The sequence below is a fragment of the Methylobacterium sp. Leaf456 genome (assembly GCF_001425465.1).
Taxonomy (GTDB): Bacteria; Pseudomonadota; Alphaproteobacteria; order Rhizobiales; family Beijerinckiaceae; genus Methylobacterium.
This window is the reverse complement of the sequence record NZ_LMQV01000042.1, coordinates 187,088-203,479: the sequence shown is the minus strand read 5'-3', so window position 1 is coordinate 203,479 and position 16,392 is coordinate 187,088. Positions and strand designations below refer to the sequence as shown.

28 protein-coding genes are annotated in these 16,392 nt (G+C 67.4%); 3 read left to right on the top strand and 25 right to left on the bottom strand.

The window, feature by feature from the left end; translation table 11 throughout:
* The first annotated feature begins 10 nt into the window (after positions 1–10).
* A complete protein-coding gene (locus ASG52_RS21125) occupies positions 11–943 on the top strand; it encodes an ABC transporter ATP-binding protein (protein ID WP_056247456.1) in 933 nt (310 codons plus the stop codon).
* A 6-nt stretch (positions 944–949) separates the two neighbouring features.
* On the opposite strand, the gene ASG52_RS21120 is transcribed toward ASG52_RS21125, so the two are convergent.
* From ASG52_RS21120 to ASG52_RS21025, 21 genes are all read right to left on the bottom strand, one after another.
* The gene (locus tag ASG52_RS21120; protein WP_056247454.1) at positions 950–1,414 is read right to left on the bottom strand and encodes an NUDIX hydrolase; all 465 of its coding nucleotides are present in this window, start codon (positions 1,412–1,414) and stop codon (positions 950–952) included.
* A gap of 279 nt (positions 1,415–1,693) precedes the next feature.
* Entirely contained in the window at positions 1,694–2,158 is a 465-nt protein-coding gene (locus ASG52_RS21115; protein WP_200945645.1) for a MarR family winged helix-turn-helix transcriptional regulator, read from the bottom strand.
* Between the two features lie 263 nt (positions 2,159–2,421).
* Positions 2,422–2,835, bottom strand: coding sequence for a 50S ribosomal protein L17 (rplQ, locus tag ASG52_RS21110; RefSeq protein ID WP_056247452.1), 414 nt, complete (start codon positions 2,833–2,835; stop codon positions 2,422–2,424).
* A 234-nt stretch (positions 2,836–3,069) separates the two neighbouring features.
* Positions 3,070–4,107 carry a DNA-directed RNA polymerase subunit alpha gene (locus ASG52_RS21105; RefSeq protein ID WP_200945644.1) on the bottom strand — a complete coding sequence of 346 codons (1,038 nt, stop codon included), beginning with the start codon at positions 4,105–4,107 and terminating at the stop codon, positions 3,070–3,072.
* Positions 4,108–4,185: 78 nt separating this feature from the next.
* Positions 4,186–5,067: an MBL fold metallo-hydrolase gene (locus ASG52_RS21100; protein ID WP_056247448.1), complete on the bottom strand. Its 882-nt coding sequence runs from the start codon at positions 5,065–5,067 to the stop codon at positions 4,186–4,188.
* A gap of 32 nt (positions 5,068–5,099) precedes the next feature.
* The gene (gene rpsK, locus ASG52_RS21095; protein WP_003597118.1) at positions 5,100–5,489 is read right to left on the bottom strand and encodes a 30S ribosomal protein S11; all 390 of its coding nucleotides are present in this window, start codon (positions 5,487–5,489) and stop codon (positions 5,100–5,102) included.
* A 171-nt stretch (positions 5,490–5,660) separates the two neighbouring features.
* Positions 5,661–6,029, bottom strand: a complete 369-nt coding sequence (gene rpsM / locus ASG52_RS21090) for a 30S ribosomal protein S13 (protein WP_056247446.1) — start codon at positions 6,027–6,029, stop codon at positions 5,661–5,663.
* Positions 6,030–6,314: 285 nt separating this feature from the next.
* Entirely contained in the window at positions 6,315–6,917 is a 603-nt protein-coding gene (locus ASG52_RS21085; protein WP_056247444.1) for an adenylate kinase, read from the bottom strand.
* Between the two features lie 143 nt (positions 6,918–7,060).
* Positions 7,061–8,410, bottom strand: coding sequence for a preprotein translocase subunit SecY (gene secY / locus ASG52_RS21080; RefSeq protein WP_056247442.1), 1,350 nt, complete (start codon positions 8,408–8,410; stop codon positions 7,061–7,063).
* A 114-nt stretch (positions 8,411–8,524) separates the two neighbouring features.
* On the bottom strand, positions 8,525–9,034 hold the full coding sequence (gene rplO / locus ASG52_RS21075; RefSeq protein ID WP_056247440.1) for a 50S ribosomal protein L15: 510 nt from the start codon (positions 9,032–9,034) through the stop codon (positions 8,525–8,527).
* Between the two features lie 13 nt (positions 9,035–9,047).
* The gene (gene rpmD / locus ASG52_RS21070) at positions 9,048–9,242 is read right to left on the bottom strand and encodes a 50S ribosomal protein L30 (RefSeq protein ID WP_056247438.1); all 195 of its coding nucleotides are present in this window, start codon (positions 9,240–9,242) and stop codon (positions 9,048–9,050) included.
* A 12-nt stretch (positions 9,243–9,254) separates the two neighbouring features.
* Positions 9,255–9,833 carry a 30S ribosomal protein S5 gene (rpsE, locus tag ASG52_RS21065; RefSeq protein ID WP_056247436.1) on the bottom strand — a complete coding sequence of 193 codons (579 nt, stop codon included), beginning with the start codon at positions 9,831–9,833 and terminating at the stop codon, positions 9,255–9,257.
* A 92-nt stretch (positions 9,834–9,925) separates the two neighbouring features.
* Positions 9,926–10,288 (bottom strand): 50S ribosomal protein L18, encoded by a 363-nt coding sequence (gene rplR, locus ASG52_RS21060; protein ID WP_056247434.1) that lies wholly within the window; start codon positions 10,286–10,288, stop codon positions 9,926–9,928.
* 12 nt (positions 10,289–10,300) lie between these two features.
* Positions 10,301–10,834: a 50S ribosomal protein L6 gene (gene rplF, locus ASG52_RS21055; protein ID WP_056247432.1), complete on the bottom strand. Its 534-nt coding sequence runs from the start codon at positions 10,832–10,834 to the stop codon at positions 10,301–10,303.
* Between the two features lie 16 nt (positions 10,835–10,850).
* A complete protein-coding gene (gene rpsH / locus ASG52_RS21050) occupies positions 10,851–11,246 on the bottom strand; it encodes a 30S ribosomal protein S8 (protein ID WP_056247430.1) in 396 nt (131 codons plus the stop codon).
* Positions 11,247–11,258: 12 nt separating this feature from the next.
* Positions 11,259–11,564, bottom strand: coding sequence for a 30S ribosomal protein S14 (rpsN, locus tag ASG52_RS21045; RefSeq protein ID WP_056247425.1), 306 nt, complete (start codon positions 11,562–11,564; stop codon positions 11,259–11,261).
* A gap of 41 nt (positions 11,565–11,605) precedes the next feature.
* Entirely contained in the window at positions 11,606–12,172 is a 567-nt protein-coding gene (rplE, locus tag ASG52_RS21040) for a 50S ribosomal protein L5 (RefSeq protein ID WP_056247424.1), read from the bottom strand.
* Entirely contained in the window at positions 12,165–12,479 is a 315-nt protein-coding gene (gene rplX / locus ASG52_RS21035; RefSeq protein ID WP_056247422.1) for a 50S ribosomal protein L24, read from the bottom strand. Before rplX ends, rplE begins: the two co-directional genes overlap by 8 nt.
* A complete protein-coding gene (gene rplN / locus ASG52_RS21030; protein ID WP_012253654.1) occupies positions 12,479–12,847 on the bottom strand; it encodes a 50S ribosomal protein L14 in 369 nt (122 codons plus the stop codon). The genes rplX and rplN overlap by 1 nt, the downstream gene beginning before the upstream one ends.
* A gap of 257 nt (positions 12,848–13,104) precedes the next feature.
* Positions 13,105–13,350: a hypothetical protein gene (locus ASG52_RS27475; RefSeq protein WP_156384063.1), complete on the bottom strand. Its 246-nt coding sequence runs from the start codon at positions 13,348–13,350 to the stop codon at positions 13,105–13,107.
* 185 nt (positions 13,351–13,535) lie between these two features.
* On the bottom strand, positions 13,536–13,775 hold the full coding sequence (locus tag ASG52_RS21025; protein ID WP_056247420.1) for a ribbon-helix-helix domain-containing protein: 240 nt from the start codon (positions 13,773–13,775) through the stop codon (positions 13,536–13,538).
* 140 nt (positions 13,776–13,915) lie between these two features.
* Here ASG52_RS21025 and ASG52_RS21020 point away from each other — a divergent pair, with 140 nt between their 5' ends.
* Both ASG52_RS21020 and ASG52_RS21015 read left to right on the top strand, forming a co-directional pair.
* Positions 13,916–14,188 carry a hypothetical protein gene (locus tag ASG52_RS21020; protein ID WP_056247417.1) on the top strand — a complete coding sequence of 91 codons (273 nt, stop codon included), beginning with the start codon at positions 13,916–13,918 and terminating at the stop codon, positions 14,186–14,188.
* Entirely contained in the window at positions 14,185–14,544 is a 360-nt protein-coding gene (locus ASG52_RS21015; protein WP_056247415.1) for a DUF6883 domain-containing protein, read from the top strand. The genes ASG52_RS21020 and ASG52_RS21015 overlap by 4 nt, the downstream gene beginning before the upstream one ends.
* Positions 14,545–14,674: 130 nt before the next feature.
* On the opposite strand, the gene rpsQ is transcribed toward ASG52_RS21015, so the two are convergent.
* The 4 genes from rpsQ to rpsC are packed head-to-tail and all read right to left on the bottom strand — an operon-like array spanning position 14,675 to position 16,389.
* Positions 14,675–14,959, bottom strand: coding sequence for a 30S ribosomal protein S17 (gene rpsQ / locus ASG52_RS21010; protein WP_056247413.1), 285 nt, complete (start codon positions 14,957–14,959; stop codon positions 14,675–14,677).
* Positions 14,960–14,970: 11 nt separating this feature from the next.
* Positions 14,971–15,186: a 50S ribosomal protein L29 gene (rpmC, locus tag ASG52_RS21005; RefSeq protein ID WP_056247411.1), complete on the bottom strand. Its 216-nt coding sequence runs from the start codon at positions 15,184–15,186 to the stop codon at positions 14,971–14,973.
* 12 nt (positions 15,187–15,198) lie between these two features.
* Positions 15,199–15,612, bottom strand: a complete 414-nt coding sequence (gene rplP, locus ASG52_RS21000) for a 50S ribosomal protein L16 (RefSeq protein ID WP_003597105.1) — start codon at positions 15,610–15,612, stop codon at positions 15,199–15,201.
* A gap of 30 nt (positions 15,613–15,642) precedes the next feature.
* Positions 15,643–16,389: a 30S ribosomal protein S3 gene (gene rpsC / locus ASG52_RS20995; protein WP_056247409.1), complete on the bottom strand. Its 747-nt coding sequence runs from the start codon at positions 16,387–16,389 to the stop codon at positions 15,643–15,645.
* Between the last annotated feature and the right edge of the window lie 3 nt (positions 16,390–16,392).

Here is a 16,392-nt window from a genome sequence, read left to right as displayed (position 1 = left end):
GACCGGCGACATGATCCGGTTCGAGGGCGTCTCGAAACACTATCCCGGTGCCGACCGCCCGGCGGTGGCCGACCTCGACCTCGCCGTGGACGAGGGCACGACCTGCGCCCTGATCGGGCCGTCGGGTTGCGGCAAGTCCACGACGCTGCGGATGGTCAACCGCCTCGTCGAGCCGGATGCCGGGCGGGTGACGGTGGCGGGCCGCGACGTGGCCGAGACCGATCCGACGCGCCTGCGCCGGGGCATCGGCTACGTGCTCCAGGGCGTCGGGCTGTTTCCCCACCGCAGCGTGGCCGAGAACGTCGCCACCGTGCCGGGGCTGCTCGGGTGGAAGCGGGCGCGGATGGCGACCCGCGTCGATGAGATGCTCGATCTCGTCGGCCTCGATCCTACCCGATACGCACATCGCAAACCGGCCGAATTGTCGGGTGGACAGCGCCAGCGCGTGGGGGTCGCCCGCGCGCTCGCCGCCGACCCGGCGATCCTGCTGATGGACGAGCCGTTCGGCGCCGTCGATCCGGTCGCCCGCGACCGGCTGCAGGAGGAGATCGGCGCGATCCTCCGGACCTTGCGCAAGACCGTGATCCTCGTGACCCACGACATCGGCGAGGCGCTGCGGATGGGCGACACGGTCGCGCTGATGCGCGACGGCCGTCTCGTCCAGGCCGACACCCCGGAGCGCCTGCTCGCCGCCCCGGCGGACGATTTCGTCGAGAGTTTTTTGGGAGGGTCGCGGGCGCTGCGGCGGCTGGAGCGATTGCGGGTGCGCGATCTCGCGAGCCCGGAGCCGGCGCCCCCTCCCCTGCCGGCGATCGCGCCGGAGGCGAGCCTGCGGGAGGCGCTGGACCGGATGCTGGCGACGGGGGCGACGCGGCTCGCCGCCGGACCGGGAAGCCTCAGCCTCGACGCGGTTCGCGAGGCCGCCCGGCTTCCCGAACCTTAAAGAGAATCAGCGCTTGGGTTTCTTCTTCGGGTCGCGGTTGCCCGCGGCCCGGATCAGGCCGGCGAGCCCCGACTCGATCACGGCCTCGGCCGCGTCGGAGGGCGAGAACCAGCGCGCCTCGCGCTGGCCGCGCTCGGGAAACTTCTTGAGCAGCTTGCGCACGTCGAGGGGGAAGACCGTGACCTGGCACAGGACCGCGTCGCGGTTCTTCAGCCGCTTCTCGTAGAGGTAGAAGCCGATCGGCCGCTTGCCGACATGGCCGACGATGCCGGCCTCCTCGTAAGCCTCGCGGGCGGCCGCCTCGAAGGGTTTCCGGCCCTTCATCGGCCAGCCCTTCGGGATGATCCAGCGACGGGTCTCGCGGGAGGTCACGAGCAGCACCTCGGTCCCGCCCTCGGCAGTTCGGCGCATCGGCAGAACGCCGACCTGGGGCCGCGCTTCGCGGCTGCTCTCGATCGGACCGGCCGTCATGATCGTGCAACGCCCAACGACCAGTGCGGTTCGCGCACCGAGCCGGCCCTCGTGTCCTTCCCCATGGGGATGGGAGAAGCACCGAGGCGTTTGACGCCTTGATGACAGGCCGGCACGACGTCGCCCCCGAACACGTCCACCGCCACTTACACTGCATTGCAGCGAGAGGTGACGCGCTCCCCTAACGGAAGCAGGGGAAGGGGCTCAAGCGAAAATGATCCGGCAAAGCATTAGGATCACATTCGTCGCAGGGTCGGCCCGTCAGGCGGTCCGGCCGCCTCAGCCGCCGGTGCTCAGGTTCTCGATCAGCGCGTTGAGATCGGCCCGCATCGCCTGGATTTCCGGCTCGGACATGTTGAGCTGGCACATCACCGACTGGCGCACGGCGACCGCCTGGGCCCGGAGCGCCCGGCCCTCCTCGGTGAGCGAGATCTCGACCTCGCGCTCGTCGGACTGGCGGCGGCTGCGGCTGAGGAAGCCGCTGGCCTCCAGGCGCTTGAGCACCGGGGTCAGCGTGCCGGAATCGAGCCTCAGGCGGCGGCCGATCTCCGAGACGGTGATGCCGTCGCTCTCCCACAGCACCAGCAGCACGAGGTATTGCGGATAGGTCAGGCCCATCCGCTCCAGCATCGGCCGGTACGACTTCGTCATCCGGTGGGCGGCGGCGTAGAGCGCGTAGCAGAGCTGGTTGTCGAGGAGCAGCGGGTCCTTCAGGACCGCCTCCGTCTCCTTGGGAGCATTCACGACGCACACCATGTCGTTCGCCAAAGCCTTTCGGCCGGCAGCGTGACCGGGGCAAATGCCTCAACGGCGACGGACCGGACCCAATCACGCCGAACATACGATAACGAAGGAAAGACCGCTGGGTACAGGTTCAATTGTCCCATGCCCGCTTTTCCCGGACTTTCGTCCGGTTCAAGCCGTATCATCCGCCATCGATGGCCAATATGCAAAAAGGCGGCCTTTCGGCCGCCTTCCCGCGTCGTGCAACTGTAGGACGGAGCCGATCAGGCGGCGTCGGCCTGGGCCTGAGTCGGGCCGGAATCCTTGCCGCGGGCATCCACGTCGCGATCCACGAACTCGATCACGGCGAGCGGGGCGTTGTCGCCGTAGCGGAAGCCGGCCTTCATGATGCGGCAGTAGCCGCCCGGACGCGACTGGTAGCGCGGGCCCAGCACCGTGAAGAGCTTCTTGACCATGTCGGCGTCGCGAATCTGCGCCATGGCGAGACGGCGGGCGTGGATGCTGTCGGTGCGGCCGAGCGAGATCAGCTTCTCGACGACCGGACGCAGGTCCTTGGCCTTCGGAAGGGTGGTGACGATCTGCTCGTGCTTGATCAGCGCGGCGGACATGTTGGCGAACATCGCCTTGCGATGCTCGGCGGTGCGGTTGAAGCGGCGACCGCGGTAAGCGTGACGCATTTCTTTGGGCCTTTCCGTTGTGATCCGGCCGCCGTGCCAAGGGCCGGCCGGTGCCGCTCGATGCGGCTCTTCGTTGTGTCCGCTTGACCCCGCGGCGGGATTCTTTTGGGAGTGCCCGCCCCGGCTTCGCTGGGGCGGGAGGTAGAGCCGACCTAGCGACTCAGCACAGGGTCGGGTCGGCCAAACGAACGGCGCCGCGCAGCGCCGCCAAGTCCAGCCCGAGGCGGCCTCGCCTCAATAATGCTCTTCGAAGCGCTTGGCGAGATCCTCGATGTTCTCCGGCGGCCAGCCGGGAACGTCCATGCCGAGGTGCAGGCCCATGCCGGCGAGCACTTCCTTGATTTCGTTGAGCGACTTGCGGCCGAAGTTCGGGGTGCGCAGCATCTCGCCCTCCGACTTCTGGATGAGGTCGCCGATATAGACGATGTTGTCGTTCTTCAGGCAGTTCGCCGAACGGACCGACAGCTCCAGCTCGTCCACCTTCTTGAGCAGCGCCGGGTTGAAGGGCAGCTGCGGCGCGAGCGGCGCGGCCTCTTCCTTACGGGGCTCCTCGAAGTTTACGAAGACCTGGAGCTGATCCTGGATGATGCGCGCGGCGTAGGCGAGCGCATCCTCCGGCGAGATCGCGCCGTTGGTCTCGACCGTCATGGTCAGCTTGTCCTTGTCGAGATCCTGGCCCTCGCGGGTGGTCTCGACGCGATAGCTGACCTTCGTCACCGGGGAGAAGAGCGCATCGACCGGGATCAGGCCGATCGGCGCGTCCTCGGGGCGGTTGCGATCGGCCGGGACGTAGCCCTTGCCGGTGGCGACGGTGAATTCCATGCGGATCTCGGCGCCGTCGTCCAGCGTGCAGATCACGAGGTCGGGGTTGAGCACCTGCACGTCGCCGGTCACGGCGATGTCGCCCGCGGTGACGAGGCCGGGGCCGGTCTTCCGCAGCGTCATACGCTTCGGGGTGTCGGTCTGCGAGCGCAGCGCGATCGTCTTGATGTTGAGGACGATGTCGGTCACGTCCTCGCGCACGCCGGGGATCGAGGAGAACTCGTGCAGCACACCGTCGATCTGGACGGAGGTGACGGCGGCGCCCTGGAGCGAGGAGAGCAGCACGCGGCGGAGCGAGTTGCCGAGCGTCGTGCCGAAGCCGCGCTCCAGCGGCTCGGCCACCACGGTGGCGACCCGCTTCGGGTCGTCGCCGGCCGACACCTGGAGCTTGTTCGGCTTGATCAGCTCTTGCCAGTTCTTCTGAATGACCACGGTCCTACCTCTTGCCAAACCCGCGCCGTCGGCGTCCCGAAAGCGCTTCGGCCGGCCGGGCGCGCCGCTGGGGCGCCCGACCGGTCCCTGAAACCTTTAGACTTCGCCGCCGACCCAGAGGACGGGGACGAAGCTGTAACCCGCGCCGTCACGGGCGACGTGCCCGAGGGCCGGGAATTCGAGATGCGAGCCGGCGATCAGGCTACCCTCGCTCGCCACCTCGTCGAGGACGCGCTTGCGGGTCGCCCGCGCCTGCTCGCCATCGACGTCGAAGGCGACGCCCGCCTCGGGCTGCTTGAACTGGATCGCCGGCATGTGCACCACGTCGGTCCACATGAAGAGCGACTTGTCCCCAGACACGATCCGCATGCCGCAATGGCCGGGGGTGTGGCCGGGCAGCGGAACGGCGGTGATGCCGGGCACCAGCTCGCCGCCCTCGTGCTTGCGCAACCGCGAACCGTAGGGCGCGACCGCCTTGCGGGCGTTCTCGAAATACGGCTTGGCCGCGTCGGGGGCGCGGGAGAGCGCCGCGTCGGGCAGCCAATGGGCGGCCTCGTCGGCATGCACCACGAGTTCCGCGTTGGCGTAGGCCGCCGAGCCGTCCTGCTGCACCAATCCACCCGCATGGTCGGGGTGGAGATGGGTCAGCAGCACCGTCTCGATCTCGTCCGGGCTGACGCCCGCGAGTGCGAGGGCGGCGGGCACCCGGCCCATCGTCTCGGGGCCGAAATGGCCGTAGCCCGAATCGATCAGCACCGGCTTGCGGCCGGCGCCGGTGATCAGGAACGCGTTGAGCGTGACGACCGGAGCCTCAGGGCGGAAGCCCGCACGCTGAAGCGCGCCAGCCTCCTCCTGGGGGATGCCCGTGACGAGATCGAGCGAGCCCTGGAACCAGCCGTCGTTGAGCGCCGTGACCGTGAGGTCGCCGATGTTCCACCGCAGCACGCCGGGAAGGGGCCTGTTCGAACCGTCCGCCATGGGCTTCTCCGTTTTGCCGTATCCTCGAACGATCAGACGCGGCGGCGCTTGCGCGGGCGGCAGCCGTTGTGCGGGATCGAGGTCACGTCGCGGATCGAGGTGACGGTGAAGCCCGCCGCCTGGAGCGCGCGGAGCGCCGACTCACGGCCGGAACCGGGGCCCGACACCTCGACTTCGAGGGTGCGCATGCCGTGCTCGGAAGCCTTGCGGGCGGCGTCCTCGGCGGCGACCTGGGCGGCGTACGGGGTCGACTTGCGCGAACCCTTGAAGCCCATGGCACCGGCGGACGACCACGAGATCGTGTTGCCCTGAGCGTCGGTGATGGTGATCATCGTGTTGTTGAACGAGGCGGCGACGTGCGCCACGCCCGAGACGATGTTCTTGCGTTCGCGCCGGCGGACGCGGGTCGGTTCCTTGGCCATCTTTTCGCTTTCGTCCTTCAATCACGCCCGTATTTCCAGGCGCTCGGGATTCTTTTGGGAGTTGGCCGGACCGCTCGTGGAGTGCCGGCCTGTCACACCGGCATCCTCAGCGGGACACCCAGCGCGACGCGAAGGAGGCCGAGCGAAGCACGGCCTCCCAAACGCAAAAAATTACTTCTTCTTGCCGGCGATCGGCTTCGCCTTGCCCTTGCGGGTGCGGGCGTTGGTGTGGGTGCGCTGGCCGCGGACCGGAAGTTGCTTGCGGTGACGCAGGCCGCGGTAGCAGCCGAGATCCATCAGGCGCTTGATGTTCATCGACACGTCGCGGCGAAGGTCGCCCTCGACCATGTAGTCGCGGTCGATGGTCTCGCGGATCTGGAGCACCTCGGCGTCGGTGAGCTGATTCACGCGGCGCTCGGCCGGGATGCCGACCTTCTCGGTGATCTCCTCGGCCTTCTTCGGGCCGATGCCGTGAATGTACTGGAGCGCGATGACGACGCGCTTGGCGGTCGGGATGTTGACGCCTGCGATACGGGCCAAGATGTTCTCTCCATGAGCGGACGGATCGACCGCCGCTATGCGATGACGGTGCGCGTCCGGTGGAGGCCGGCCCCTGCGCACCCGCCCGAAACGACAAATCGGCCCGCCAGCGACCTCAGCGAGGCGCTTTCGGACCAAATCCCGTTTGGACGAAGGGGGCCCGCCTAGCGCAGGCGAACCCCCTTGTCAACGATGCCGTAATATTTCCGTCGGATCGAGCCGGTGCTCGCAGGCATTCCCTCTCCCCGCATGCGGGGAGAGGGGGCAACCCGCGGCGAGCTGGACTTAAGAAACCGCCTTCTCGCGAAACCCGTCGAGCAGGGTCACGACCTCGCCGGTCACGGTATCGATCGGCTGCATGCCGTCGATCTTCCGCAGCAGGCCGGTGCCGGCATAGTAGTCGGACAGCGGCGCGGTCTGCTTCTTGTAGGCATCGAGGCGGGTCTTGAAGACCTCCGGCGTGTCGTCCTTGCGGACCGGCTGGCCGCGGGCCGCGGTCTCCTCGGCACGCTTGGCGATCCGGCCGACCAGCGCGTTCTCGTCCACGACGAACTCGACCACGGCGTCCAGCGCGATGCCCTTCTCGGCCAGCATCGAATCGAGGGCCTTGGCCTGCTCGACCGTGCGGGGGAAGCCGTCGAGGATGAAGCCGCGCTTGGCGTCGGCCTCCTCGACGCGGTCGGCGACGATGCCGACCACCACCGCGTCCGGCACGAGGCCGCCGCTCTCCATGATGGACTTGGCTTCCAGGCCGACCGGCGTGCCCGCGGCGACCGCGGCGCGCAGCATGTCACCCGTCGAGAGCTGCGGGATGCCGTAGCGCTCCACGATACGCTCGGACTGGGTACCCTTTCCCGCTCCCGGCGGTCCGAGCAGGATGATCCGCATGGCGTCTCCTCGTCATCAGGGCCCGGCGCCGGGCTCGTTCTTCACTATGGGCGCCCTCCTTACACGGGCGCCCCGATCGCACCGACGTTGATGCGAGAATTCGCAAGGCCCGTCCACCGAACCTTTGACCGAGAGATGACGATTCAGCGACGCCGTGGCGCGCCCGCGGAGGCCCCGCGCAGCTTCGCCTTCTTCACGATGCCCTCGTACTGGTGCGCCATCAGGTGCCCGTGGATCTGCGCCACCGTGTCCATGGTGACCGAGACGACGATCAGAAGCGAAGTGCCGCCGAAGCCGAGCGCCGCCGAGGTGTAGGAGGCGACGATCTCCGGCACGAGGCAGACGAAGGTGAGGTAGGCCGCGCCGATCACGGTGATGCGGGTCAGCACCTTGTCGATGAAGGCAGCGGTGCGCTCGCCGGGGCGGATGCCGGGGATGAAGCCGCCCTGCTTCTTCAGGTTGTCGGCCGTCTCCTGCGGATTGAAGACAACGGCGGTGTAGAAGAACGTGAAGAAGATGATCATGCCGGCATAGGCCAGCATGTAGAGCGGCCGGCCGTGGCCGAGATAGGTCGTCAGCGTGCCGAGGATGCCGGTCGAGCCCTGGCTCGCCGAGAAGCTCGCGATCGTGGTCGGCAGCAGCAGCAGCGAGGAGGCGAAGATCGGCGGGATGACGCCCGAGGTGTTGAGCTTGAGCGGCAGGAACGAGGACTGGCCCTCGTACATGCGGTTGCCGACCTGGCGCTTGGGGTAGTTGATCAGCAGGCGGCGCTGGGCGCGCTCCATGAAGACGATGAAGTAGACCAGCCCGACCGCGGCAAGGCCGGCGCCGAGCAGCACGGCGGGGGAGAGCGCGCCGGTGCGGGTGAGTTCGAGCGCGCCGAAGATCGAGGCCGGCAGATGGGCGACGATGCCGGCGAAGATGATGAGCGAGGAGCCGTTGCCGATGCCGCGCGCGGTGATCTGCTCGCCGATCCACATCAGGAACAGCGTGCCGCCGGTCAGCGTGACGACGGTGGAGAGGATGAAGAACGGGCCCGGGTTGATGACCGCGTTCGAGCCCTGCAGGCCGAAGGCGATGCCCCAGGACTGGACCAGCGCAAGCACCACGGTGAGGTAGCGGGTGTACTGGTTGATGACCTTGCGGCCGGACTCGCCCTCCTTCTTCAGCGCCTCCAGGCTCGGCACCACCGAGGTGAGGAGCTGAACGATGATCGAGGCCGAGATGTAGGGCATGATGTTGAGCGCGAAGACCGCCATGCGCTCGACCGCGCCGCCCGAGAACATGTTGAACAGGCCGAGCACGCCGCCCGCCTGATTCTGGAAGTTCCGCGCGAACTGCTCCGGATCGATGCCGGGGATCGGGATGTAGGTGCCCAGGCGAAACACGATGAGCGCACCCAGGGTGAACCAGATGCGCTTCTTGAGTTCGTCGGCCTTGGCGATGGCGCCGAAGTTCAGGTTGGCGGCGAGCTGCTCGGCGGCTGAGGCCATGTCATCGATCCCGAATAAATGCCGTCGGGACGCGTCGAGGCGGTCCCTGAAAGCGGAAGCGGCGGCCACGTGCGAGCACGGGCCGCCGCTTCGGCGTTGGATTTAAGGGTCGGCTCAGGCCGACGCAACCGCGTCCTTCGGCGTGCCGCGATGGGCCGCGCCCGCCGCGTAGGCCGTCGTGACCGAACCGCCGGCCTTCTCGACGGCCTCGACGGCCGACTTGGAGGCGCGGGTGACCTCGAAGCTGAGCTTCGCCGTCAGCTCGCCGACGCCGAGCAGCTTCACGCCGTCGCGGGCGCGGGAGATGATCCCGGCCTGAACGAGCGAATCGACCGTCACGGTGGCGTTGGCGTCGAGCTTGCCGGCATCCACCGCCTGCTGGACGCGACCGAGGTTCACCTCGTTCAGGTCGTGGGCGTGGATGTTGTTGAAGCCGCGCTTCGGCAGGCGACGGTGGAGCGGCATCTGACCGCCCTCGAAGCCCTTGATGGACACGCCGGTGCGGGCCTTCTGACCCTTCACGCCGCGGCCCGCGGTCTTGCCCTTGCCGGAGCCGATGCCCCGGCCGACGCGCATCCGGTTCTTGGTCGCGCCTTCGTTGTCGCGGATCTCGTTGAGCTTCATGATTGAGCCCTCCTCACGCCGCGGCGTCGTCGAGGACGCGCACGAGATGCGCGACCTTGCGGATCATGCCGCGCACCGAGGGAGTGTCCTCCAGCTCGGAAACGCGGTGCAGCTTGTTCAGCTTCAGGCCGACCAGCGTCGCACGCTGGGAGGCCTCGCGGCGGATCGGCGAACCGATCTGCTCGACGCGGACAGTCTTGGTAGCCATGCTGCCCTCCCCTTACGCCACGGCGGCTTCGGAGGTGTCGGCCGGGTCCGCGTCGCGACGGCGCGACTGGATGGCGGAGACCTTGAGGCCACGACGGGCCGCGACGGCGCGCGGGCTGTCCTCGTTCTTGAGCGCGTCGAAAGTGGCGCGCACGAGGTTGTAGGGGTTCGACGAGCCGAGGCTCTTGGCGACCACGTCCTGCATGCCGAGCGTCTCGAACACGGCGCGCATCGGGCCGCCGGCGATGATGCCGGTACCCTGCGGGGCCGCCCGGAGGATCACCTTGCCGGCGCCGTGACGACCGTTGACGTCGTGGTGGAGCGTACGGCCCTCGCGGAGCGACACGCGGATCAGGCCGCGCTTGGCCGCTTCCGTTGCCTTGCGGATCGCCTCCGGCACCTCACGGGCCTTGCCGTGGCCGAAGCCGACGCGGCCCTTCTGGTCGCCCACGACGACGAGCGCCGCGAAGCCGAAACGACGGCCACCCTTCACCACCTTGGCGACGCGGTTGATGTGGACGAGCTTGTCCACGAACTCGCTGTCGCGCTCCTCGCGGTCGTCGCGACGACGACCCTCGCGTTCACGTGCCATTCTGTTGTTCCTATGATCTCACTGACGCGAGCCCGAAGGCCCGCTCGCTCGATGGCTCCCCTCCCCGCTCAAGGGGGAGGGAAGACGCGTCCTCAGAAGTCCAGGCCACCCTCGCGTGCGGCGTCGGCGAGAGCCTTGACGCGGCCGTGGAAGATGTAGCCCGAACGGTCGAAGACGACCTTGGTGACGCCCGCGGCCTTGGCGCGCTCGGCGACGAGCTTGCCCACCGCCTCGGCCGCCGCCTTGTCGGCACCGGTCTTGAGGCTGGCCTTGAGATCCTTCTCCAGGCTCGACGCCGAAGCGAGCGTACGGCCCGCGGCGTCGTCGATGACCTGGACGTAGATCTGCTTGGACGAGCGGAACACCGACAGCCGCGGACGGCCGTTGGCGGTGGCTTTAAGGGCCCGACGGACCCGCGCCTTGCGGCGCAGGAGGGCTTCGTTCTTGTTCGACATGAATCGCCCTCCTTACTTCTTCTTGCCTTCCTTGCGGAAGATGAACTCGCCAGCGTACTTGACGCCCTTGCCCTTGTAGGGCTCGGGGCCACGATACTCGCGAATCTCCGCCGCAACCTGCCCGACGCGCTGCCGGTCGATGCCCGAGATCACGATCTCCGTGGGCTTGGGCGTCACGATGGTGATGCCGGCCGGGATCTCGTACTCGATGTCGTGGCTGTAGCCGAGCGACAGCTTGAGCGCCTTGCCGGCCATCGCGGCGCGGTAACCCACGCCGGTGATCTCCAGCTTCTTCTCGAAGCCCTTGGAGACGCCCTCGACGAGGTTGGCCACCTGGGCGCGCGAGGTGCCCCACAGGGAGCGCGCAACCTTGGACTGGTCCTTGGGCTGCACCGAGACGGCGCCGTCCTTGAAATCGACGATGACCTGGGGCGGAACCACGAACTTCAGCTCGCCCTTCGAGCCTTTCATCGTCACCGTCTGACCCGTGACCGTGGCGGTGACGCCGCTCGGGACGGGGACGGGCTTCTTGCCTACGCGAGACATGTCGCTGCCCTCCGGATCAGAACACTTTGCAGAGCACTTCACCGCCGACGTTGCGCTCGCGCGCCTCGTGGTCGGCCATGACGCCCTGCGGGGTGGAGACGATGGTGACGCCGAGGCCGTCGGCGACCCGCGGCAGCTCGCCGACCGACGAGTAGACGCGGCGGCCGGGCTTCGACACGCGCTTGATCTCCCGGATGACCGGGCGACCGTCGTAGTACTTGAGTTCGATCTGGAACTCGGTGCGGCCGTTGCCGAGGTCGGACACCGCGTAGTCGCGGATGTAGCCCTCGGACTTCAGCACGTCGAGAACCGAGGCGCGCAGGCGCGAGCCGGGGGTCTGGACGACGTTGCGACGGCGCGACTGGCCGTTGCGGATGCGGGTGAGCATGTCACCCACGGGATCGTTCACCATGGATGCCTCCCCTTACCAGCTGGACTTCACGAGACCCGGGATCAGACCCCGGTTGCCGAGTTCCCGCAGGGCGACGCGCGAGACGCCGAGCTTGCGGTAATAGGCACGCGGGCGACCGGTCATCTCGCAACGGTTGCGAATGCGGGTGGCCGACGAGTTGCGCGGCAGCTCGGCGAGCTTGAGGCGGGCCTCGAAGCGCTCCTCCATCTCGCGGGACTCGTCGTTGGCGATCGCGAGCAGGCCCTTGCGCTTCTCGGCGAAGCGCTTGACCAGCTCCTTGCGGTGGTTGTTCTTCTCGACTGAGCTTTTCTTAGCCATGTCTTTCTCCAGTGTCCGCGTCTAAGCGGCGTTGCCGCCGCTTACTGCCGGAACGGGAATTTGAAGTGGGCGAGGAGAGCCTTGGCCTCTTCGTCCGTGGTGGCGCTCGTCTGGACGACGATGTCCATGCCCCAGGTCTGCTCCGCCTTGTCGTAGGAGATCTCCGGGAACACGAGGTGCTCCTTGAGGCCCATGGCGTAGTTGCCGCGGCCGTCGAAGGAGCGCGGGTTCAGGCCGCGGAAGTCGCGGACGCGCGGCAGCGCGATCGTGACGAGGCGATCCATGAACTCGTACATGCGGGCCTTGCGAAGCGTCACCTTGCAGCCGATCGGCATGCCCTCGCGGACCTTGAAGGTCGCGATCGCCTTGCGGGCGCGGGTGATGACCGGCTTCTGGCCGGCGATCAGGGCGAGGTCGCCCGCCGCCACGGTGGCCTTCTTCGAGTCGGCGGTGGACTCGCCAACGCCCATGTTGATGACGATCTTCTCGATCTGCGGCACCTGCATCGGGTTCTTGTACCCGAACTGCTCGATGAGCTTCTGCCGGACGACCTCGTCGTAGTGCTTGCGCAGACGCGGGACGTAGGCGTTCTTGTCGGCCTCAGCCATCGATCTGATCCCCCGTCGTCTTGGCGAAGCGGACCTTGCGGCCGTCATCGAGGATGCGGAAACCCACGCGGGTCGGCTTGCCGTTGGCGTCGGCCACCGCGATGTTCGAGAGTTGGATGGCGGCCTCCTTCGAGATGATGCCGCCCTCCTGGGTGTTGGTCTGCTTCTGGTGCTTCTTCACCAGGTTGACCCCGCGCACGAAGGCCTTGCCCTCCTTCGGCATCACCTGGATGACCTCGCCGGAGCGACCCGAGTCGCGACCGGTGAGGACGACGACCGTGTCGCCCTTCTTGATCTTGGCGGCCATCACAGCACCTCAGGAGCGAGCGAGATGATCTTCATGTGGTTGCGGGCGCGCAGCTCGCGCGGCACCGGTCCGAAGATACGGGTGCCGACCGGCTCCTTCTGATTGTTGATCAGGACGGCGGCGTTCTTGTCGAAGCGGATGACGGAGCCGTCGGCGCGCTTCACGTCCTTGGCGGTGCGCACGACGACCGCCTTCATGACGTCGCCCTTCTTCACGCGGCCGCGCGGGATCGCCTCCTTGACGGAGACGACGATGATGTCGCCGACGCCGGCATACTTGCGCTTGGAGCCGCCGAGCACCTTGATGCACATCACGCGGCGCGCACCCGAATTGTCGGCGACGTCCAGATTCGTCTGCATCTGGATCACGGGAGTGACCTTTCCTTGTTTCAGGCGGGTTTCCGCACGCGGACGGTATTGCCCGGCGGACGACGCCTGATGGGGATCTGACGTCCCCGGATGTAACGAACCGCGCCACGGCGTCGTGAGACGCCGGCGCGGTCACCGCGTGTGCAAGGGTGAAAACACCCCGGCCGAATGTCGCGAAGACGGGCCGCTTACACCGGTCTGGGAGGGAGCGCAAGGCCATGCCGAGGAAGACCTCGACAACCGAACGGCCTTGCGCATCATTTGCGAGCGATCACGGCTCGAACACGGTCGCGCAGATCGGGCTCACTGTGATCCTTGAACGCCTCGAACACCCGGCGCGAACGACGCGCCACGTTGGCCAAGCCACCTTCGCCCTGATGTAGATGTTTGAAGTTGCCTTCGCGCATTCTCAGAGAACCTTCGGACATACCGAGACGCTTGGCGATTTCCTCCCGCCCGACCGGCAGTTGGGCATCCCCGTACAAAGATAGATACAGAGCCACGACATCGTCCTCATCAGACCAACGATGGCACCCGACCATTGCCCGAGACCACTCTATCTTATCGATCTCGCGGGCTTTACTATCCTCAATCAATCCTGCCAAAACCCGCCCCCCCAAGAAGCGTCAGAGTACAGATAGCAAGCACGATCAATTCACCAGAATAGGAACGACGGGCTTGTCCCGCATCACCGCGTCGGCGTCCGCCCGGCCCGCTCACGCAACTCGCGGAAATACGCTTCGTCGGCGGGCGCCGTGGCGGGCGAGCGTGCTCCATCGAGCAACTGGGCCCGCAGGCGCTGACGGTCCTGATCGGCGCGGATCAGATCGATGAGGCAATCGCCGCTCGTATCGTAGCCCCGTCCGGCGACCTGCTGATCGACGAAGGTGCTCAGCGTGTCGGGGAGCGAGAGGGTCACCGTGCTCATGGCGACAGGCTAGGGGCACTGTACTGCCCGGGCAAGCTCGTTGGAGAGGAAGCAGATCGGGGTCTGATCGACCCGACCGGATATGCGCCTCGTCGGCAGGACGCGTTGGCAAGCGGACCCGCCGGGCGCATAGTCCCGGCATGTCCGGCCGAAGCCACACCATCAGGCGAGACGAGTCTTGGCCCGAGAGACGCTCGGCGCCACCGGCGGCGTTCCGTGAACTCGACCGCGTCCGCACGCTGGAAGTCGTCGCGGGCGAGGACGGCGAGACCGTGCCCGTGGGCAGCGAAGGGACCGTCGTCGCCGTCTGGAACGGCGGCGAGGCCTTCGATGTCGAGTTCGTACGGCCGGTCGAGACCCTGGCGGCGATCCTGCCGACGGCGTTGCAGCTGATCGAGCGCAAAGACGGGTGATCGGGCCGACGCCGATCCCGACGCGGTTCGTCATCGAAGACGCCAAGGTGCGTGCGTATCTCCTCGATCCGAGTCACGAGGAAGGCGGCGCCAAATGCGCCTTCCTCGTCAGCGTCGGCTTCTCCATCGACGATCCGGCGACCCTCAAGCAGGCGCTCCTGCGTCATCCGACGTCTGATCGCCTGGTACGCACCGTCGTCACGCCGTTCGGGCGCCGGTTTCACTTCGACGGTCCCCTCCCCTGCCCCGGCGGAGCCTTTGCGAATGTCCGGACCGTCTGGCAGGTGGACCGCGACCCGTTGGCGGACGTCGCCCGGGTCATCACGCTCAAGCCGCTGCCGAAGCCGAGTCGATGACGGAGATCGAACCGGCATGCCGAGCCGCCGAGGGCGCGAGGAACAGGTCCGCCGATACGCAAAGAACAAACGAAAAAGGCGGGCGCCGCAGCACCCGCCTCTCACGATTCCAAAAACCCGACGAAGGCGATCAAGCCTCGACGGTGGCCTCGACGCCGGTGCCGGAGGCTTCGGCCGCGGCGGCCTGGTCCTCGACCAGCTTCCAGGTCTTGGTCTTGGAGAAGGGCCGCGACTCCTCGATGAACACCGTCTGGCCGACCTTGGCGACGTTCGCCTCGTCGTGCGCATGGTAGTTCTTGGAGCGGCGGACCGTCTTCTTCATCACCGGATGGGTGAAGCGGCGCTCCACCTTCACGACGATGGTCTTGTCGGTCTTGTCGCTGACGACGACGCCTTGCAGGACGCGCTTGGGCATGGGCTGACTCCTCAGGCCTTGGCCGCGTCGAGCGTCTTCTGACGCTGCAGCGTGCGGACACGGGCGATGTCGCGGCGGACCTCACGGACCCGGGCGACGTTTTCGAGCTGGCCCGTCGCGCCTTGGAAGCGCAGGTTGAACTGCTCCTTCTTCAGGTTGACGAGCTCGTCGGAAAGCTGATCCGCCGACAGAGCGCGCAGATCAGACAGTCTCTGTTCGGACTTCATGATCTCTTCCTATCAATCAGCGATGCGCTGGATGACGCGGGTGCGCACCGGCAGCTTCGCAGCACCGAGGCGCAGGGCCTCGCGGGCAATGTCCTCGGCGACGCCGTCGACCTCGAACATGATGCGGCCCGGATGGACACGCGCCGCCCAGTATTCGGGAGCGCCCTTACCGGAGCCCATGCGGACCTCGGTGGGCTTGGCGGTGACGGGCAGATCCGGGAAAACCCGGATCCACACGCGGCCCTGACGCTTCATCTCGCGGGTGATCGCGCGGCGGGCCGCCTCGATCTGCCGCGCGGTGATGCGCTCGGGCTCAAGGCACTTGAGACCGAACTGGCCGAAGTTCAGCTCGAAGCCGCCCTTGGCCGCGCCGCTGATGCGCCCCTTGAACTGCTTACGGAACTTGGTCTTCTTGGGTTGCAGCATGGCAGCCTCTCAAATCCTGCGGTGGCCGGATCACGCGTTGGCGTGATCGCGGCGGCCACGGCCCCCGCGGTCGTCGCCGTCACGCTCGCGGCGCCCGCCGGAACGGCCGCCCTCTTCCTGGGCCTTCTTGTCCTGAGCCATGGGATCGTGCTCGAGGATCTCGCCCTTGAACACCCACACCTTGATGCCGCAGGTGCCGTAGGTCGTGAAGGCCGTGGCGGTGCCGTAATCCACGTCCGCACGCAGGGTGTGCAGCGGAACGCGGCCCTCGCGGTACCACTCGGTGCGGGCGATCTCGGCGCCGCCGAGACGGCCGGCGCAGTTGATCCGGATGCCCTCGGCGCCCAGACGCATGGCCGACTGCACGGCGCGCTTCATGGCGCGACGGAAGGCGACGCGGCGCTCGAGCTGCTGCGCGATGGACTCGGCCACCAGCACCGCATCGACCTCGGGCTTGCGCACCTCGACGATGTTGATCGTCACGTCGGCCTTGGTCATCGTGCCGACGAGCTTGCGCAGCTTCTCGATGTCCGCGCCCTTCTTGCCGATCACCACGCCCGGACGGCCCGAGTGGATGGTGACGCGGCACTTCCGGTGCGGTCGCTCGATGACGATCTTCGAGACGGCGGCCTGCTTGAGCTGTTTCATGAGGGCGGCGCGGATGGCCACGTCCTCGTGCATCAGCTTGGCGTACTCGCCCTTCTCGGCGAACCAGCGGGAATCCCAGGTCCGGTTGATGCCGAGACGCAGGCCGATCGGATTGATCTTCTGACCCATGAT

Coding starts and splice junctions, on each gene's coding strand:
- ASG52_RS21125 (WP_056247456.1), top strand. CDS start 11: ATGATCCGGTTCGAGGGCGTCTCGAAACACTATCCCGGTGCCGACCGC.
- rpsC (WP_056247409.1), bottom strand. CDS start 16,389: ATGGGTCAGAAGATCAATCCGATCGGCCTGCGTCTCGGCATCAACCGG.
- rplX (WP_056247422.1), bottom strand. CDS start 12,479: ATGGCCGCCAAGATCAAGAAGGGCGACACGGTCGTCGTCCTCACCGGT.
- ASG52_RS21025 (WP_056247420.1), bottom strand. CDS start 13,775: ATGAGCACGGTGACCCTCTCGCTCCCCGACACGCTGAGCACCTTCGTC.
- rpmC (WP_056247411.1), bottom strand. CDS start 15,186: ATGAAGTCCGAACAGAGACTGTCTGATCTGCGCGCTCTGTCGGCGGAT.
- rpsN (WP_056247425.1), bottom strand. CDS start 11,564: ATGGCTAAGAAAAGCTCAGTCGAGAAGAACAACCACCGCAAGGAGCTG.
- rplR (WP_056247434.1), bottom strand. CDS start 10,288: ATGTCGAACAAGAACGAAGCCCTCCTGCGCCGCAAGGCGCGGGTCCGT.
- ASG52_RS21020 (WP_056247417.1), top strand. CDS start 13,916: ATGTCCGGCCGAAGCCACACCATCAGGCGAGACGAGTCTTGGCCCGAG.
- ASG52_RS21085 (WP_056247444.1), bottom strand. CDS start 6,917: ATGCGGATCATCCTGCTCGGACCGCCGGGAGCGGGAAAGGGTACCCAG.
- rpsK (WP_003597118.1), bottom strand. CDS start 5,489: ATGGCCAAGGAACCGACCCGCGTCCGCCGGCGCGAACGCAAGAACATC.
- rplE (WP_056247424.1), bottom strand. CDS start 12,172: ATGGCTGAGGCCGACAAGAACGCCTACGTCCCGCGTCTGCGCAAGCAC.
- rpsE (WP_056247436.1), bottom strand. CDS start 9,833: ATGGCACGTGAACGCGAGGGTCGTCGTCGCGACGACCGCGAGGAGCGC.
- ASG52_RS21100 (WP_056247448.1), bottom strand. CDS start 5,067: ATGGCGGACGGTTCGAACAGGCCCCTTCCCGGCGTGCTGCGGTGGAAC.
- rpsQ (WP_056247413.1), bottom strand. CDS start 14,959: ATGCCCAAGCGCGTCCTGCAAGGCGTCGTCGTCAGCGACAAGACCGAC.
- rpmD (WP_056247438.1), bottom strand. CDS start 9,242: ATGGCTACCAAGACTGTCCGCGTCGAGCAGATCGGTTCGCCGATCCGC.
- rplP (WP_003597105.1), bottom strand. CDS start 15,612: ATGCTGCAACCCAAGAAGACCAAGTTCCGTAAGCAGTTCAAGGGGCGC.
- ASG52_RS21120 (WP_056247454.1), bottom strand. CDS start 1,414: ATGACGGCCGGTCCGATCGAGAGCAGCCGCGAAGCGCGGCCCCAGGTC.
- rplO (WP_056247440.1), bottom strand. CDS start 9,034: ATGAAGCTCAACGAGATCCGCGACAACGAAGGCGCGACCAAGAACCGG.
- rplF (WP_056247432.1), bottom strand. CDS start 10,834: ATGTCTCGCGTAGGCAAGAAGCCCGTCCCCGTCCCGAGCGGCGTCACC.
- rpsH (WP_056247430.1), bottom strand. CDS start 11,246: ATGGTGAACGATCCCGTGGGTGACATGCTCACCCGCATCCGCAACGGC.
- secY (WP_056247442.1), bottom strand. CDS start 8,410: ATGGCCTCAGCCGCCGAGCAGCTCGCCGCCAACCTGAACTTCGGCGCC.
- rplQ (WP_056247452.1), bottom strand. CDS start 2,835: ATGCGTCACGCTTACCGCGGTCGCCGCTTCAACCGCACCGCCGAGCAT.